General features: G+C 40.9%; 18 protein-coding genes. 2 read left to right on the top strand and 16 right to left on the bottom strand.

What is annotated here, in order from left to right; genetic code table 11:
• Positions 1 to 6 precede the first annotated feature (6 nt).
• The 9 genes from ccmI to ccmA are packed head-to-tail and all read right to left on the bottom strand — an operon-like array spanning position 7 to position 6,976.
• Positions 7 to 1,248, bottom strand: a complete 1,242-nt coding sequence (gene ccmI / locus RB215_RS04235) for a c-type cytochrome biogenesis protein CcmI (RefSeq protein ID WP_309216930.1) — start codon at positions 1,246 to 1,248, stop codon at positions 7 to 9.
• A complete protein-coding gene (locus RB215_RS04230) occupies positions 1,249 to 1,710 on the bottom strand; it encodes a cytochrome c-type biogenesis protein (protein ID WP_011327522.1) in 462 nt (153 codons plus the stop codon).
• A complete protein-coding gene (locus tag RB215_RS04225) occupies positions 1,710 to 2,279 on the bottom strand; it encodes a redoxin family protein (RefSeq protein ID WP_011327521.1) in 570 nt (189 codons plus the stop codon). Before RB215_RS04225 ends, RB215_RS04230 begins: the two co-directional genes overlap by 1 nt.
• The gene (locus RB215_RS04220) at positions 2,276 to 4,246 is read right to left on the bottom strand and encodes a heme lyase CcmF/NrfE family subunit (RefSeq protein WP_011327520.1); all 1,971 of its coding nucleotides are present in this window, start codon (positions 4,244 to 4,246) and stop codon (positions 2,276 to 2,278) included. Before RB215_RS04220 ends, RB215_RS04225 begins: the two co-directional genes overlap by 4 nt.
• 2 nt (positions 4,247 to 4,248) lie before the next feature.
• The gene (gene ccmE, locus RB215_RS04215) at positions 4,249 to 4,728 is read right to left on the bottom strand and encodes a cytochrome c maturation protein CcmE (protein ID WP_011327519.1); all 480 of its coding nucleotides are present in this window, start codon (positions 4,726 to 4,728) and stop codon (positions 4,249 to 4,251) included.
• On the bottom strand, positions 4,728 to 4,928 hold the full coding sequence (gene ccmD / locus RB215_RS04210) for a heme exporter protein CcmD (RefSeq protein WP_011327518.1): 201 nt from the start codon (positions 4,926 to 4,928) through the stop codon (positions 4,728 to 4,730). Before ccmD ends, ccmE begins: the two co-directional genes overlap by 1 nt.
• 2 nt (positions 4,929 to 4,930) lie before the next feature.
• Complete coding sequence (locus RB215_RS04205; protein ID WP_011327517.1) at positions 4,931 to 5,668, bottom strand: heme ABC transporter permease; 738 nt, start codon at positions 5,666 to 5,668, stop codon at positions 4,931 to 4,933.
• A gap of 1 nt (position 5,669) precedes the next feature.
• Positions 5,670 to 6,356, bottom strand: coding sequence for a heme exporter protein CcmB (gene ccmB, locus RB215_RS04200; protein WP_011327516.1), 687 nt, complete (start codon positions 6,354 to 6,356; stop codon positions 5,670 to 5,672).
• Positions 6,356 to 6,976: a cytochrome c biogenesis heme-transporting ATPase CcmA gene (gene ccmA / locus RB215_RS04195; RefSeq protein WP_157863170.1), complete on the bottom strand. Its 621-nt coding sequence runs from the start codon at positions 6,974 to 6,976 to the stop codon at positions 6,356 to 6,358. Before ccmA ends, ccmB begins: the two co-directional genes overlap by 1 nt.
• 113 nt (positions 6,977 to 7,089) lie before the next feature.
• Between ccmA and RB215_RS04190 the strand changes: the two genes are divergently transcribed.
• Entirely contained in the window at positions 7,090 to 9,192 is a 2,103-nt protein-coding gene (locus tag RB215_RS04190) for a flagellar hook-length control protein FliK (protein WP_309216929.1), read from the top strand.
• A 2-nt stretch (positions 9,193 to 9,194) separates the two neighbouring features.
• Complete coding sequence (locus RB215_RS04185; RefSeq protein WP_011327513.1) at positions 9,195 to 9,503, top strand: EscU/YscU/HrcU family type III secretion system export apparatus switch protein; 309 nt, start codon at positions 9,195 to 9,197, stop codon at positions 9,501 to 9,503.
• A gap of 30 nt (positions 9,504 to 9,533) precedes the next feature.
• Here the strand turns inward: RB215_RS04185 and RB215_RS04180 are convergent, their stop codons facing one another.
• Genes RB215_RS04180 through RB215_RS04150 form a run of 7 tightly spaced genes read right to left on the bottom strand, consistent with a single transcriptional unit; the run spans position 9,534 to position 14,912 of the window.
• Positions 9,534 to 9,935, bottom strand: a complete 402-nt coding sequence (locus RB215_RS04180; RefSeq protein WP_011327512.1) for a DUF2802 domain-containing protein — start codon at positions 9,933 to 9,935, stop codon at positions 9,534 to 9,536.
• An 18-nt stretch (positions 9,936 to 9,953) separates the two neighbouring features.
• Positions 9,954 to 10,451: a chemotaxis protein CheW gene (locus RB215_RS04175; RefSeq protein WP_011327511.1), complete on the bottom strand. Its 498-nt coding sequence runs from the start codon at positions 10,449 to 10,451 to the stop codon at positions 9,954 to 9,956.
• A 24-nt stretch (positions 10,452 to 10,475) separates the two neighbouring features.
• Positions 10,476 to 11,225, bottom strand: coding sequence for a chemotaxis protein CheW (locus tag RB215_RS04170; RefSeq protein ID WP_193038482.1), 750 nt, complete (start codon positions 11,223 to 11,225; stop codon positions 10,476 to 10,478).
• 3 nt (positions 11,226 to 11,228) lie between these two features.
• On the bottom strand, positions 11,229 to 11,999 hold the full coding sequence (locus RB215_RS04165; protein ID WP_011327509.1) for a ParA family protein: 771 nt from the start codon (positions 11,997 to 11,999) through the stop codon (positions 11,229 to 11,231).
• Positions 12,000 to 12,011: 12 nt separating this feature from the next.
• Complete coding sequence (locus tag RB215_RS04160) at positions 12,012 to 12,971, bottom strand: flagellar motor protein MotB (RefSeq protein WP_309216928.1); 960 nt, start codon at positions 12,969 to 12,971, stop codon at positions 12,012 to 12,014.
• An 8-nt stretch (positions 12,972 to 12,979) separates the two neighbouring features.
• On the bottom strand, positions 12,980 to 13,744 hold the full coding sequence (locus RB215_RS04155; RefSeq protein ID WP_058372798.1) for a flagellar motor protein: 765 nt from the start codon (positions 13,742 to 13,744) through the stop codon (positions 12,980 to 12,982).
• Positions 13,737 to 14,912: a chemotaxis response regulator protein-glutamate methylesterase gene (locus tag RB215_RS04150; RefSeq protein WP_011327506.1), complete on the bottom strand. Its 1,176-nt coding sequence runs from the start codon at positions 14,910 to 14,912 to the stop codon at positions 13,737 to 13,739. Before RB215_RS04150 ends, RB215_RS04155 begins: the two co-directional genes overlap by 8 nt.
• Positions 14,913 to 14,925 lie beyond the last annotated feature (13 nt).

The raw sequence follows: 14,925 nt of genomic DNA, 5'->3' as shown, positions 1-14,925 counted from the left end.
ATATCCTTAAGGTATTAATGTGTCTATTTGCAGTTGCAACTGACGGGTACTTTCACGTTTTAACGCTGCTGAATGCCCTTCTAACTCACCGCTACTTGGCATTACTGAGTCATCATTAGAGATACGTGCAGTAATAACTATATCTTCTGCGCTTGACAAGTTTAACCCTGCAACCATAGAGTTTGCATCACTTAGTTCAACTGTAATAGGAAATTGATACTCGTTAAGCTTAACAACCGCTATTGGCATTGGAGAGCCATTTAACGCTTTTGCAAAAACAAATAAAATTCCGTTTTCAGGTTGTTTATTTTTAAGTTCTGCACTTACATTTACTGTCACTTTAATTGCTGCACTCTTTGTAACGTCAACATTTTGTGCTTGTTGTTGTTCAATCTCACTAATACGCTGCGCAATCATATTATAGCGGGTATCTGCTTTATCCATACTGGCAAGTAATACTTCAAACGCCGCTTTTGCTTGTACCCAATCTTTACGTTCGTAAGCAATGAGTGCTAATAAAGAAATAGCATCTAAATTTTGCGGCTCTTCTTGCAGTACTTTTGAAAGCATACCTGCAGCACGTGTCATGCTTGCTTCACTGCCCTCAAGTAACAGCACTTGGCTGTAACTAATAAGCACCTGCATATTGGCAGGATTCATTTGCAACGCTTTATCAAACGACTGCTGCGCCATATCAAATTCGTTCAATGACATAGCCACACGGCCCAGTAACATCCAAGCAATTTCGTCATCCCCCGTTTGGCTAAGCTTAGTTCGCAGTGCCAATGCAAATGCTTGCAGCTCGTTTTCACTCAGCGGCTCGCCTTTTTGCATAACAGCTCGCTCACCGTACTCTGCCAAGTTATCCATAGCATCGTGCCAAGCCGATATTTGCTGCTGATTACCGGTCATAGAGTAAAAAATACCGGTTAGGGCAATCACAAACGCACCGCCTGTTAAGGCAAAAATACGATTATTACCACGGCTATTAAGTGACTTTTCTGGAGAGAGCTCATTGAGTAAGCGACGTTTGAGCTCGATCACTGACTCACTGTGATTTTGTGCATCAATTCGCTGGTTTTCTAAGTCGTTTTGTAGCTCAACTAAACGCTGTTCATAAATACTAATAAGTTCTGCGTTCGCATTGTGCGTAATGGTTTTAACACGCTCTTTTTTTAAAAAAGGCAACATCACAAACAACAGTGCAATAAGTGTGAGTAAAGCAAAAGACGCCCACATTAAAATCATTTAACTTTGCTCCTGACGTTTATTTTTAGCAATTAATTTAACTAACATTGCTTCGTCGTTGTTGCTCCAGCTTTGTTTTACCGATGCTTTGCGTTGGCGAATAACAATAAAACCAAAACCAAAAATCACAATCAATACCGGTAAAACCCACAGCACTAAAGTTGCAGGGGTTACTGGTGGATCGTAATGTACAAAGTAGCCATAACGATCGATCATATAATCTATTACTTCGTCTTTCGTTTTACCATCTTTTACTAAAGCTAATACTCGCTCGCGTAAATCTTTTGCTACTACCGCATCAGAGTCGGCAATATTTTGATTTTGACACTTAGGGCAACGTAACTCTTTGGTTAGCTCTTCAAAGCGAACCGCTTGCTCGTTACTGTCAAATTGGTAACGGTCTTGCTGAGCAAGCGCCCCCATACTGACAAAAAGGCTAAGGGTTAATAACAACCACTTCATTATTTGAGCTCCTGCATAATTGGTGCAAACTTAGCACGCCACACTCGCGGATTTATATCACCGGTATGGTGCAACAAAATGGTGCCGCTTTTATCAACTAAAAAAGTCTCTGGCGCACCCGACACACCTAAATCTAACGACAGTGTGCGATGTAAATCTAAAATATTAAACTGATATGGGTCGCCAGCACGCGTTAGCATATTGGTTACGTCACTACGCAGTGCTTGCATATCAAATGGCCCGTCAAAATCGGCATCGTAACCTTGCACATAGTACAAGCCTATAATTTTAACGCCTTGCTCGCGCAATTTAGTTAAGTAGCCTAGCTCTGCTAAACATGTAGGGCACCAGGTACCCCATACATTTAATAAATAAACCTCACCTTTTAACTGCTCATTGCTCCACTGCTTATTATCTTGCATTAGATCTGGCAGGCTAAATTCTGGCATAGATTGCCCTAATCGCCCTGTTTGTATTTCCCTTGGGTTAGCAAATAACCCTTGGAATAAAAACACACAAATAAAAGCAAAAACCAGTAACGGTGCTATAGCTAAAAGCTTACGATTCATGCTTCGCTCTCCGCTGTTTCTTTTGTTGATTGAGGCGATGAGGTGCGATAGCGTTTATCAAATAAAATTACAAACCCTGCTAACGAAATTAATATACCGCCAATCCACATCCAACGCACAAATGGCTTATGATAAATTCGTAATGACCACGCGCCTTCGCTTAATTGCTCACCTAACGCTAGGTATAAATCGCGTGTGAAGCCTGCATCAATTGCTGCTTCTGTCATAAACTGCATGCCAATATCGTAACGGCGTTTTTCGGCATGTAACTGAGTGACTAGCTTGTCATTTTTTAATACCGATACAACACCCGCATGGCCACTGTAATTAGCTCCGCGAACATTTTTCACTCCTTCAAAGCGGTATTGATACTGATTAAGCTGCACCGTATCACCTGGTTTCATTGATACGTCGCGCTCAACCGAGTATGCCGAAGTAAGGGTTACGCCAGCAATTACAAAGGCAATACCTATATGGCCAAGTACCATAGCCCAATAACCTAAACCTAAGCGCTTAAAGCCTTCTTTAAAGGTGCTATGTACGGTAACTTTACTGTACAAATCAATACCTGTTGTAATTACAATCCATACAGCTAACGTGGTTGCTAATAAGGTAAGCGGTGCAATCACATCATAGCTAGAAAATAACCAAGCAAAGGTAATAATAATACTGACTAATACACCCATTAGTATTTTGTTTTGTAAAAACGCCCATTTATTTTGCTTCCAGCGTAAAAACGGCCCAATACCCATTAAAATAGCAAATGGCACTAGCAGTATTGCAAACATCTTATTAAAAAATGGTTCGCCAATTGAAATGCTGCCTAAGCCCATTTCTTTGTGTACCATAGGCAATAAAGTACCTAGTAATACAATTAAAGTAGCAACCACTAAGAATATATTATTTAGCCACAGTGCTACTTCGCGCGATACTAACTTGTAACGCCCTTCGCTTCGCACTTGCGATACGCGCATGCCATAAAGTGCTAATGCACCGCCAACAACAATAGCTAAAAAGGCCAGTATAAATAAGCCTCTATCAGGGTCAGTTGCAAAAGCATGCACAGATACAATAATACCTGAGCGCACAATAAAGGTGCCCAGTAAGCTAAGTGAAAATGCTGCAATTGCTAACAGTACTGTCCATGATTTAAATACACCACGTTTTTCTGTCACACTCAATGAATGTAAAAGTGCTGTTGCTACTAACCAAGGCATTAAAGATGCATTTTCTACTGGATCCCAAAACCACCAGCCGCCCCAGCCAAGTTCTGAATACGCCCACCAACTTCCTATGGTAATACCTAAAGTTAAAAAGCCCCACGCGGTCATAGTCCACGGACGAGACCATTTGGCCCAAGTATTATCTAGCTTGCCAGTTAAAAGTGCCGCAATTGCAAAAGCAAACGCTACAGATAGCCCTACATAACCCATATAAAGTAACGGCGGGTGTATGATCATACCCGGATCTTGTAGTAGCGGATTTAAGTCGCGCCCCTCTACCGGGAAATAAGGTAATAAACGCTCAAATGGGCTTGAAAGCAATAAGGTGTACATCATAAAGCCAACACCTAAAAAGCCAAGCACACCAAGTACACGAGCACGCAATACCCAAGGTAGCGCTTTAGAGCGCAGTGCAACAACAGCTGTCCAACCAGCTTGCATCAATAACCACAATAAAATAGCGCCTTCATGCCCACCCCAGGTCGAGGTTATTTGATAATACCAAGGCAAAGAGCTACTTGAGTGATACGCCACATACGCAACTGTAAAGTCATTTGTAAGGCTGGCATAAATAAGGGCGGCAAACGAAATAAATACAAATACAAATTGCCCTACCGCTAACGAAGGAGCAGCACGCATTAAGCGTAAATTACCGGTATGTGCACCCCACAGCGGAAAAACACATAATAAAACGCTTAGCACCATGGCAAGCGTTAAAGAAAAATAACCAAGTTCTGGGATCATTATTAATTACCACTATCTAGGTTGTATTTAGGTTTCTCGTGTTTAATTCCTTTTAACGCTTCTGCCACTTCAGCAGGCATGTATTCTTCATCATGCTTAGCAAGTACTTCAAATGCTTCTATTACATTGGGCTCCACAAGTACACCTTGTGCAACTATGCCTTGGCCTTCGCGAAATAGGTCAGGCAAAATCCCCTGATAACGCACTACCACGGTTGGGCCTGTATCAACTAAAGTAAAGCTTACTTTTAAACTTTGCTCATTGCGCTCTACCGAACCTGGTACAACCATGCCACCAATGCGTAGCTTTTGGCCTATTTGTGGTTTTTCTTTATTGGGGCCTTTACCGTCAACAAGCTCACTTGGGGTATAAAATAAATTAATGTTTTCTTGTAATGCATACAGTACCAAGCCTATTGAGGCACCAATGCCAAACAGCACTGCAACAATAACTAAAAGGCGTTTTTTACGTCTTGGGTTCATTATATTTGCTCCTGCTTAGCATTTTTAATACGAACTTCTCGCGCTATTTGTTGCTCTACCGATGCCATAATATGTTTAGTCTCTCTGAGTGAACTAAATAAAATACCTAATAAAATAAGTGCGCATGTACCAAAAGAAAGCCACACATAAAATCCATAGCCTCCCATTGCAATAAAATCAGAAAATGAGTCAAACTGCATAACTACCTCTTAGTTAACAACTGGCGCACCCATGGGCGATGCTTTTCACGTTGTAATATTTCATTTTTAAGACGAATTAAAGTAACAGTGCCAACAAAAGCCGCAAACGCCAAAATGTTTACCATTAATGGCCAAAACATACTGGGATCAATTGCTTTGGTATCTAGCTTAGTTATTGAGGCTCCTTGGTGTAGGGTATTCCACCACTCAACAGAGTAATGAATAATAGGTAAATTAATAACCCCTACAATAGCCAAAATAGAAGCGGCACGACCCGCTGCCTTCTTATCTTCAAAGGCATGGTACAAAGACAACACACCCAAATATAAAAATAATAAAATTAGCTCTGAGGTTAAACGCGCATCCCACACCCACCAAGCGCCCCACATAGGTTTACCCCATGCAGCACCGGTTATAAGTGCAATCGCAGTAATGCACGCCCCTACAGGCGCAATTGCAATAACTGCAAGTTCAGCGTTTCGTAACTGCCAAACCAGCGCAATAATGGCAGCAATTGCCATTGATGAATAAGCACCCATAGATAAAATAGCCGAAGGCACATGAATAAAAATGATACGGTAGCTGTCTTTTTGTTGGTAATCGGCAGGCGCAAAACCAAGCCCCCATACCCAACCAACTAACATACTAATAACCGTAACTACGGCAAAATAAGGCAATAACGTATTGCATAACTTATATGCACGCTCTGCTTTAGCATAGGGATGTAACCACTTCCACATATTAACTTACACTCACTTTTAATGCTGACGATATGGCGATTGGCGCACTAATAATAGCAATAACTAACATAGCGCCAAGAATGGCAAGCTGCCCACTATAATCCAGCGACATAGTACTGGTATCGATAGCTGACGTTGCAAAAATTAAAACCGGAATATACAAAGGCAACACCAATAAACTCATTAAAATACCGCCTTTTTGTAATCCTACAGTAAGCCCAGCCCCAATTGCGCCAATAAAGCTCAACAAAGGCGTACCTAATAATAGCGTTAGTAACGTAGCCATTAATGCTGTGTTATCTAAATTCAATAGTAGTGCAAACAGTGGGGTCATTAATACTAAAGGAAGCCCAGTGATCACCCAATGCGCGGCTACTTTAGCCAACACAGTTAACGATAACGGATACGACGATGCAATAAGTTGTTCAAGTGAGCCATCGTTATAATCATCTCTAAACAGCTTATCTAACCCCAACATAGTTGAGAGTAAAGCAGCCACCCAAATTATACCCGGCGCCATTCTTGCCAGTAGACCGGGCTCTGGCCCAATAGCTAACGGAAATAATGAAATAACAATTAAAAAGAACAAAATAGGATTGATAATTTCAGCGCGCTGACGAAAAGCAAGTTTAACATCTTTACTAAACACGGCTTTAAAAAGTAACCAATAGGAGTGTTGTCGGGTCATTAGTGACGATACTCCAAAGTGAGTGTTTGTAGGTTGCTAAAATGAGCCGTTAAATCTTGATGCGTGGTTAGCAATATAGCTCCGCCAATTTTTAAATGCTCAACAAAACGTTGCTGTAAAAAGGCAACACCACTTTTATCAAGTGCTGTAAATGGCTCATCTAAAATCCATAACTTAGCTTCACTTAACCATAATCGAGCTAACGCAACACGGCGTTGCTGCCCAGCAGAGAGCGTTCTAACCGGTACATCTTCAAGGCCTACTAAGCCAAGCTTACTTAATAAAGGGTATAAATCACCTTCATTAGTGTAGCCATTAATTGCCAGCCAATGCTTAACGTTTTCAAGCGCACTGAGCTGCACATTAACCCCGGTTTTATGGCCTATAAATAATAGATCTCTGGCGTACTCTTCATAGTACTTTTTAATCGACTGATTAAGGTACAGAATATCGCCTTCATCAGGCATAGAAAAGCCCGCTATAATACGTAATAAAGACGTTTTACCAGCACCATTAGCACCTGCTAATTGCATGATTTGGCCGCTATTAAGGCTAAAATTAAGATCCGCAAACAAACAACGTTCTTGCTTGATGCAGGTGACGGACTTAATGTGTAACAAGATGACGATTCTCTCTGCCAAAAATTAGGCGTTAGTCTATCATAATGATAGGGTAATACGAATATTGCTTTAAAATCGATTCACTAAAAATAAAGAAAACTTGATTTAAAATAATGAATACACCTACGCAAATTACATTATCTAATTCATTGGTTAATAACCTAACCTCTAATGCGCCTAAGCATAACTTAACCTCGCTTCCTGGCGAGATGCTTGCGGCAAAAAACATTCAGTTTTCTAAAGAATCGATCACCCTAGATGTATTAATAAATAAGCACTGGCAAACTCTCAGGCTTGGTATTACAACTGCGCCAAAAAACTTAGACAAAATAGCCAGTGCGAGCATACAGCTCAGTAACGAGGGCAAGTCACTTGCAATTACCCCCAACAATACAAGGCTTACACTTAATCAACCGGTGCAATTACAGCAATTTTTAAATTATATAAATACCGGAAGCGAGTTACAAAATAATCCTATGCCGGCGCAGGTCGTATTAACGCCTACACCCAAGCTGGTAATTGAAAAGCTTAATGCCAGCATTGCAATTAATAAAGAGGTAGCGCAACTGCTGGCCGCAGAGCAACCATTAAAAATAATAATTAGCACTAATAATAAAGGCGCGCAGCTAGACGTTATCAATCGCTTTGCTGAATCCGTGCATACACAACCCATAACTCAAGCAAAGCTAGCAAGTTTACTTGCGCAAAATTTGCCAAATGCACAGCTACAAGCAACCCCTAAATTTGCAATTTTAACGCATGCACAACAAGCAGGTTCATTTAAGCTTAATATAAACAATAATCAACTTAACCAACTTTCGCATACCGTAACAAACGTAAACTTGAGCAGCCAAGCCAACAAACTGTTAATTCAAACTAATATAAACAGTACCACTGTCATACTTAAAAACTCGTTCACAAAACCGTTTAATCAACTAATTTCGGCGCAGCAAAGCAGCGTATCAACAAGCAATTTAAATAACCCTACTAGTCCATTAATAGCGGCTAATAACAGCCCTATTGATTCTTGGTTAAAAAGTAGTTTTGGTGAACTAAAAACGCGTATAAGTGATGCAGTAAAGTACTTCGAAAACAAACCTTTTGCCGCTATAAATCAAACGGTAACAGGTATTAATAAACTAAATGTCACCGAGCAGTTAAACCAGCAACCTAACCAGTTGCCACCTTTAGTGCAGTTAACCCAATTAATAAAATCAAGTGTTAGCCTATGGCAGTTGCCAACAAGCATGCTCTTTGCAACAACGAGCAATGGCAAACTAAGTTCGCAAAATCAATTACATCCTTTAGAAGCTAAATTACTCGCTCCACTGCTAAACCAACTCAGTGCAGCTAGCGCAATAAATACACCCAATAACACGCCGCTTTTAAGCAGCAAAATAGCAGATATTGCACAGCAGTTATCGCAGCAACCAGCCGACTTAACGCGCCTCGTAAATCAGGCATTTAATCGGATGGTTTCTAGTAATAATTTACACCCAACAGCTATACAGCGCGAAATTCTTGCCACATTACAACCAACGCAACTGACAAACGACACGCTGCAAAGCAGTTTTAGTAAGGGATTAGAGCAACTTGCAGTGAGCATTTTAGCCGCGCCTATTATTAGCCAAACAACTACACCTATTAGCATTAATAATCAAACCGGCTTAGATGCACTACTGCAGGTGTTATTACCCACATTTAAAACCGGCAACTCTGGTGCTAAATTACTTGAGCAACTGCAACAAAGCCAAGTGCAAGCACTTGCGGGGGAGTTAACACAAGTTAAAAATACCCTTGGCCAAGTAAATGTTACCCCTGCTAATCAGCTAGCCGACTCAAACCCCTTGGTAAACTTTTTATTACCAATGAAATTACCGCCAGAAGCGGCGCAAACAGAAATAACATTAGGCCAATATAAAAAGCCCAGTGGCGATAAGCTAGCAGAAAAAAATGTCTGGTTTGTTAGGTTAAACTTTGATTATGCACAGCTTGGTCAGTTACAAATTACTGCCGAATTAATGGATAAAGCACTTGATTGCCAGTTATTTGCATCAAGCCAAGAAGTGACCGCTATGGCTCATCCGCATCTTGATAATTTAAGATCAAAATTAGCCAAGCATGGTTTGCAAGTAGGTGATCTTACTTTAAAGCAAGGCGATGCAAGCCATCAAGCTTTTTATAAATCGCATGCCATTATTAATATTAAGGTATAAAAATGAGTGACTCAGCCAACAACAAATCTGCGATTGGGCTTTTATATGCAGCCGGAAACTCGCCTATGGTAAGTACCAAGGGCTTTGGCAAATTAGCTGATGAAATAATAGCAGCGGCTGAAAAAAAAGGCATTATGATCCATCAAGATGAAGCATTAGCCAAAACGTTATCACACTTAGAGCTTGGGGAAGAAATACCTAAAGAGTTGTATTATGTAATTGCTGAGCTAATTGCATTTTCGTATGTATTAAGAGGGCAATTTCCGCCAGGCTGGCAAGACTTTCAAGGTAAGTTAAATATTAAGGCGTAGCTTTAACAGCATTAAAAAGCAAAAAAGACGCTAAGCGCCTTTTTGTTTATGCAATGAAAACAGCAGTTCTGCTTCTGCTCTAGGTAATTCGCATTCACGAATTACTTCTTCTAAATCAGCTCCAAGTTCAACCATTTTTACAGCACGAGAATAAATTTTTGCATCTGGATCGTCATACTTTTGCGCTGCTTGTTGTTGAGTTAGCTCTTCATTTTGCTGCTCAACTTCAAGTACTCGCTTACCAATACTTAATAACCCAGTGCGCAACTCTTGTACCTCACTGCGTAAAATATTAATTTGCTCAGCCGAGTCTTTAAATTGCTGCAGCTGAGAGGTAAGCTCACTTGCATAGCTGCTTTTAAATAGAATGATCATCGCCAATGCTATAAGGGCAACAGCTAACGCTATAATTGCTAAACTGAGTAATAACATAATTTTTATTGGTAAAGCTTATAAATCGCTCAACTCATCCCATTCGTCGTCACTAAGTAGCTTATTTAAATCAACTAAAATAAGTAACTCGTTTTCGCGATTACACACACCCTGAATAAACTTAGCGCTTTCTTCTGTGCCTACATTCGGCGCACTGTCTATTTCTGAGCTGCGCAAATAAACCACTTCAGATACGCTGTCGGCTAAAATACCAATAACTTGCTCTTCAGCTTCAATAATTAAAATTCGCGAATTATCTGTTGCATCCGTACCGGCTAAACCAAAACGGGCACGAGTATCAATAACCGTAACCACATTGCCACGTAAGTTAATAATACCAATCACGTACGAAGGTGCACCAGGTACAGGGGCTATTTCAGTGTAGCGTAATATTTCTTGCACTTGCATTACGTTAACACCGTAAGTTTCGTCTTCTAACTTAAACGTTACCCACTGTAGTATTTCATCATTATTATCTGCATTTTTATTTGCTGACAGTAACTTATCTTGGTTCATGCTGTTTCCCCGTAATGGTCATTACTACTGACGGCTGTCTAGGCCTTTCTCTAATAATGCATTTAAATTATTTACATCTATTAAAGCGCACATTTTTTCTTTAATAACACCGGCAAGCCATGGGCGCTTACTTTGGTTTGTACGCCATTTTACATCTTCTTTACTCAATGTAATGTTATTTATTAGCTTTTCTGCCAATAATCCCCACTGACTGTCGCCTAGTGTAATTAAATACTTGTAGTTAAGTGACGCCTCTAACTTTTCGTCATACTTTTCTGGCATAACCCAACGTGCGGTATCAACCACATTAAGTTTTTCATCTCTATTGAGCATAACGCCTTTAAACCACTTTGGTTTACCAAATAAATGATTTACTTCACTTAATTCATGTATACCGCCTAACGCTTTAAGCGGCACAGCTAGCGTTAATCCTGCCACTTCAAAAAATAAGGCTTGAAACTGCCCGTCAAAATAATCAGCTTGGCTTTGTGCGGCTAATATTTGCTCGGCCGACAGTGTTTGCTCAGCAGAGGTAACTAGAGCTTTGACTTCTTGCGCTATCGGCTTTTTAATAACTTCTGGCACAGCTTGCTCAAATACTGGCGTACTTTGTGTGCTCTGCGCTTCTAAATCTGGGTGTTCAGTTTTTTTATCCGTTACTTGCTCAAGTAATTTTGCAACGGGTTCAAGATTATCTACAGGCTCGTCTTCGCACAATAACGCGCCTAGATATTGAGTCATTACTTTTTCATTAGCAAATAATTGCTTACTCATTGATTAACCTTGTTCTATTAAATAATCGAGCAATGCCTTGTAGGCATATACCCCGCGAGACCGTGGACAAAATTCACTTGGAACTTGTTGCGCTAAACTGGCGTCTCTAAATTTGGTATCTACCGGAACAACGCCCGGCCACACTTTATCAGTATAAGTATTTTGCAGTGTTTTATATGCCTCTAACGAGGCTTTCGTGCGCTTATCGTACATGGTGGCAATTATAGTATATTCATAGCTTTTAGCTTGAGATGTTTGCATTAACTGCATAGTACGCATCATTCTGTCGAGCCCCTTTAGCGCTAAAAACTCGGTTTGTACCGGCACTAAAATGCGTTCACTCGCAGCTAGCGCATTAACCATTAATACGCCAAGTACTGGGGGGCAATCGAGGATTGCATAGTCGTAATATTCGCTTATTTTTGCAAGCGCTTTTTTTAATATTAATCCCATGCCGGTTTTATTGCCCATACTTCTATCTAGGGTAGCAATAGCCATAGTGGCGGGTAATATATCTAAGTTTTCAATACTAGATGGACATAATGCTTGGAGTATTTCTTCGCTTTGCATGCTAGTTCCGCGTACAAAAATATCGTATACGCTAACCTCTAAATCCTCAGAATCAATGCCAAAGTAATAGGTTAATGAGGCATGAGGATCGGTATCAATCAATAATACGCGCTTACCTTGAGATGCTAAAATACCTGCAAGGCTAACCGCGGTTGTGGTTTTCCCTACTCCACCTTTTTGATTTGCTACAGTCCAAATCTTCACATTGCATCCTAATTACAGTTCATTTCGAGTCGATATACGAATACCGCCATGGGGTAAACGAATTATTTTTATTGTATTATCGTCAGAGGGTAATTCTGCTTCAGGCTCAGGTTTAACGACTACTTGTTGCGGCTCAACGCTTACTACTTCTGCTGTTGGTGGCAACCCATATTTAGATAGGGCAATAACTACTTTGCGATTTTCAGCACGCCCTTGCTTAGTATCGTTAGTGGCAAAAGGAGAATATTGACCATATCCCTCAATCGCCATTCGCGCTGAATTTATACCTAGGCTTTCAAGCTCAACTAAAACGGCTGTTGCACGCGCCACCGACAACTCCCAATTCGAGCGGTACATTTCATTACCTATGGTTTGGTTGTCAGTATAGCCGCGTACTCTAATATAGTTATCTACCGGAGCAATAATATCTTTAATTATTTTAACAACTTGCTTAGCTCGAACTTGCGCTACACTACTGCCACTTGAAAATAGCATACCAGAACTAAGCTCAATGATCAGCCAATCTTGGCTGAGTTCTAAACTTGCTTCACCATCGCGTATTTCATCTATTAATGACGATTGCAGCTTAGCCAACAAACTATCGAGTGGTTTGCCAAGGTGTTTTTGCTCAATATTACTGGTATCGCTTTGTCCGTCCAGCAGCTTTGGCCCGTGTTCTTCTTTTAAAATACTTTCGCCGTAGAGCACTTCTTGCTCTGGGGTTACTCTGTCTGTCAATATTGCGTCGCCATTTATCCCAGTTCCTTGCTGCGAATGTTGACGGGCTGACTTATCAAATACATAACCAATCGAATCGGACAGCACTTGAAATTTCTCTTCTTTGTTAATTGCTATTGCGTACAAAACCACAAAAAAGGCAAACATAATCGTCATATAATCAGCATAAGACACCAGCCAACGTTCTGTGTGTTGACTTTTAGTAGTGGTGTTGCGCAAGCGACGACGTAACATAATAGCTGCTACTCAACCACGACATTTGGGCGGTCAACCCGATAGGCTTCAAGCTTTAATTCAATACTTACTGGGCTTTCGCCTTGGCTTATTGCAATTACGCCCTCGGCAAGCATTTCGTGATAAAGCATTTTTTGCTCAACCCGTTGCTTTAACTTATTAGCCATAGGTAAAAATAATAAATTAGCTAAACCCACGCCATAAATAGTTGCTATAAAGGCAGTGGCAACACCGGCTCCAAGCTTTTGCGGATCTGTAATAAACGACATTGCCTGAATAAGACCAAGCACGGCCCCTAAAATACCTATGGTAGGACTATAACCGCCCATAGCTTCATAAACACGACTTGCCTCTAGCAGACGTTCGCGCTCTAACAGTAAATCTATTTCTAACGTATCGCGCAGTTTTTGATCTGAGCAACCATCAACTAATAATCCAAGCCCTTTTGCAGCATAGGCATCTGGGTGGGTAAGCGCTTCGTTTTCAAGGGCTAAATAACCTTCTTGACGTGCTTTATGTGACCATCCTTTTACTTGCTCTATGGCATCTTCAATATTGTATTTAGGCGATACAAAAACCCAGTGCGTAATTTCTAGCATCTTTTTAAAAGTACTGGCTGATGTTTGTAACATTACAGCACCCAATGTGCCGCCCAGTACAATGATCAACGCAGGTCCGTTAAATAATGCTGATACCACGCCGCCCTCTAACGAGTAACCTATTGCAATGGCGCCTAAGCCAATAAGTAAACCTAGTACGGAAAGCTTATCCACAGCCCACCTCTGTCTTTAAACGTATTGCTACTTCATCTAATGGCAAACTTTCGCTCGCTAAACCAGCATTAGCAATTGCTTGTGGCATACCATAAACAACACAACTTTTTTCATCTTGTGCCCAAATGGTTGCCCCTGATTGTTTAAGCATACGAGCGCCTTCACGCCCATCTGCGCCCATACCAGTTAATACTATAGCTAATACATCACCTTGATACGCTTTAGCGGCACTGGCGAAGGTTACATCAACGCTTGGTTTGTAACTAATGCGCTCGCTGTTATCTTCAAAAACTCGTAGTGTTCTACTTGCCCCACGACCATCAATCATCATTTGCTGGCCACCCGGTGCTAAGTAAGCCACACCTGCTTGCAGTCGATCTCCTTGCTGCGCTTCTTTTACCTGAATTTTACACAAACTATTTAAGCGTGCCGCAAAAGCCGGAGTAAACGCAGCGGGCATATGCTGAATTAATAATATAGGGTGCGGAAAGTTAGCAGGAAGCTGAGTTAATATAGTTTGCAGCGCAACAGGTCCACCGGTTGATGTGCCAATTGCAACTAGTTGATAGTGCTTGCCACTCGCGCGCTTTGTTACTATTGCACTGCGACTAGTTACTGGCGAATTATTAAAGCTTCGCTCTGGTTGTACTACTGTTGTTGCTGTTTTATTTGTTTGTGCAAACCTTGCTGCTAATGCGCTTGGCGCTGAAGTAGGTGTAAATAAAGGTTTGTTTATACTGGAGGGTCTAGGGCTAGCAACACGTCTAATACGTTGGCGGCCAATTTCTTTTACTTTGCTTTGCAGCAGCTTAATGGCATCTTCGTTATTGCGAGCAATGTCTTCAAATTTTTTCGGTAAAAAATCCATAGCACCAGCATCAAGTGCATCTAAAGTTGCAGTTGCACCGGAGCGAGTTAACGAAGAAAACATTAAAATTGGCGTCGGGTTACTGGCCATAATTTCTTTTACAGCACTTATACCATCTAACACCGGCATTTCTACATCCATAGTGATCATATCAGGACGTAAACTAGCTGCTTTTTCTACAGCATCTCGGCCATTTACGGCAAAGCCAATTACTTCAATCTCGCTATCTAATTCAAGAATCTCACTCACTCGACGGCGAAAAAAGCTCGAATCATCAACAACTAAAACTTTAACGGCCATTTTGCTCTCTTAT

Source organism: Pseudoalteromonas sp. HL-AS2, from assembly GCF_031198805.1.
Taxonomy (GTDB): domain Bacteria; phylum Pseudomonadota; class Gammaproteobacteria; order Enterobacterales; family Alteromonadaceae; genus Pseudoalteromonas; species Pseudoalteromonas nigrifaciens.
The sequence above is the reverse complement of the archived record's forward strand: the minus strand, read 5'-3'. Positions and strand labels throughout refer to the sequence as shown.

What these genes read in the sequence shown, in the direction of transcription:
- ccmI (WP_309216930.1), bottom strand. Translation starts at nt 1,248, where the DNA reads ATGATTTTAATGTGGGCGTCTTTTGCTTTACTCACACTTATTGCACTG.
- RB215_RS04230 (WP_011327522.1), bottom strand. Translation starts at nt 1,710, where the DNA reads ATGAAGTGGTTGTTATTAACCCTTAGCCTTTTTGTCAGTATGGGGGCG.
- RB215_RS04225 (WP_011327521.1), bottom strand. Translation starts at nt 2,279, where the DNA reads ATGAATCGTAAGCTTTTAGCTATAGCACCGTTACTGGTTTTTGCTTTT.
- RB215_RS04220 (WP_011327520.1), bottom strand. Translation starts at nt 4,246, where the DNA reads ATGATCCCAGAACTTGGTTATTTTTCTTTAACGCTTGCCATGGTGCTA.
- ccmE (WP_011327519.1), bottom strand. Translation starts at nt 4,728, where the DNA reads ATGAACCCAAGACGTAAAAAACGCCTTTTAGTTATTGTTGCAGTGCTG.
- ccmD (WP_011327518.1), bottom strand. Translation starts at nt 4,928, where the DNA reads ATGCAGTTTGACTCATTTTCTGATTTTATTGCAATGGGAGGCTATGGA.
- RB215_RS04205 (WP_011327517.1), bottom strand. Translation starts at nt 5,668, where the DNA reads ATGTGGAAGTGGTTACATCCCTATGCTAAAGCAGAGCGTGCATATAAG.
- ccmB (WP_011327516.1), bottom strand. Translation starts at nt 6,356, where the DNA reads ATGACCCGACAACACTCCTATTGGTTACTTTTTAAAGCCGTGTTTAGT.
- RB215_RS04190 (WP_309216929.1), top strand. Translation starts at nt 7,090, where the DNA reads ATGAATACACCTACGCAAATTACATTATCTAATTCATTGGTTAATAAC.
- RB215_RS04185 (WP_011327513.1), top strand. Translation starts at nt 9,195, where the DNA reads ATGAGTGACTCAGCCAACAACAAATCTGCGATTGGGCTTTTATATGCA.
- RB215_RS04180 (WP_011327512.1), bottom strand. Translation starts at nt 9,935, where the DNA reads ATGTTATTACTCAGTTTAGCAATTATAGCGTTAGCTGTTGCCCTTATA.
- RB215_RS04175 (WP_011327511.1), bottom strand. Translation starts at nt 10,451, where the DNA reads ATGAACCAAGATAAGTTACTGTCAGCAAATAAAAATGCAGATAATAAT.
- RB215_RS04170 (WP_193038482.1), bottom strand. Translation starts at nt 11,225, where the DNA reads ATGAGTAAGCAATTATTTGCTAATGAAAAAGTAATGACTCAATATCTA.
- RB215_RS04160 (WP_309216928.1), bottom strand. Translation starts at nt 12,971, where the DNA reads ATGTTACGTCGTCGCTTGCGCAACACCACTACTAAAAGTCAACACACA.
- RB215_RS04150 (WP_011327506.1), bottom strand. Translation starts at nt 14,912, where the DNA reads ATGGCCGTTAAAGTTTTAGTTGTTGATGATTCGAGCTTTTTTCGCCGT.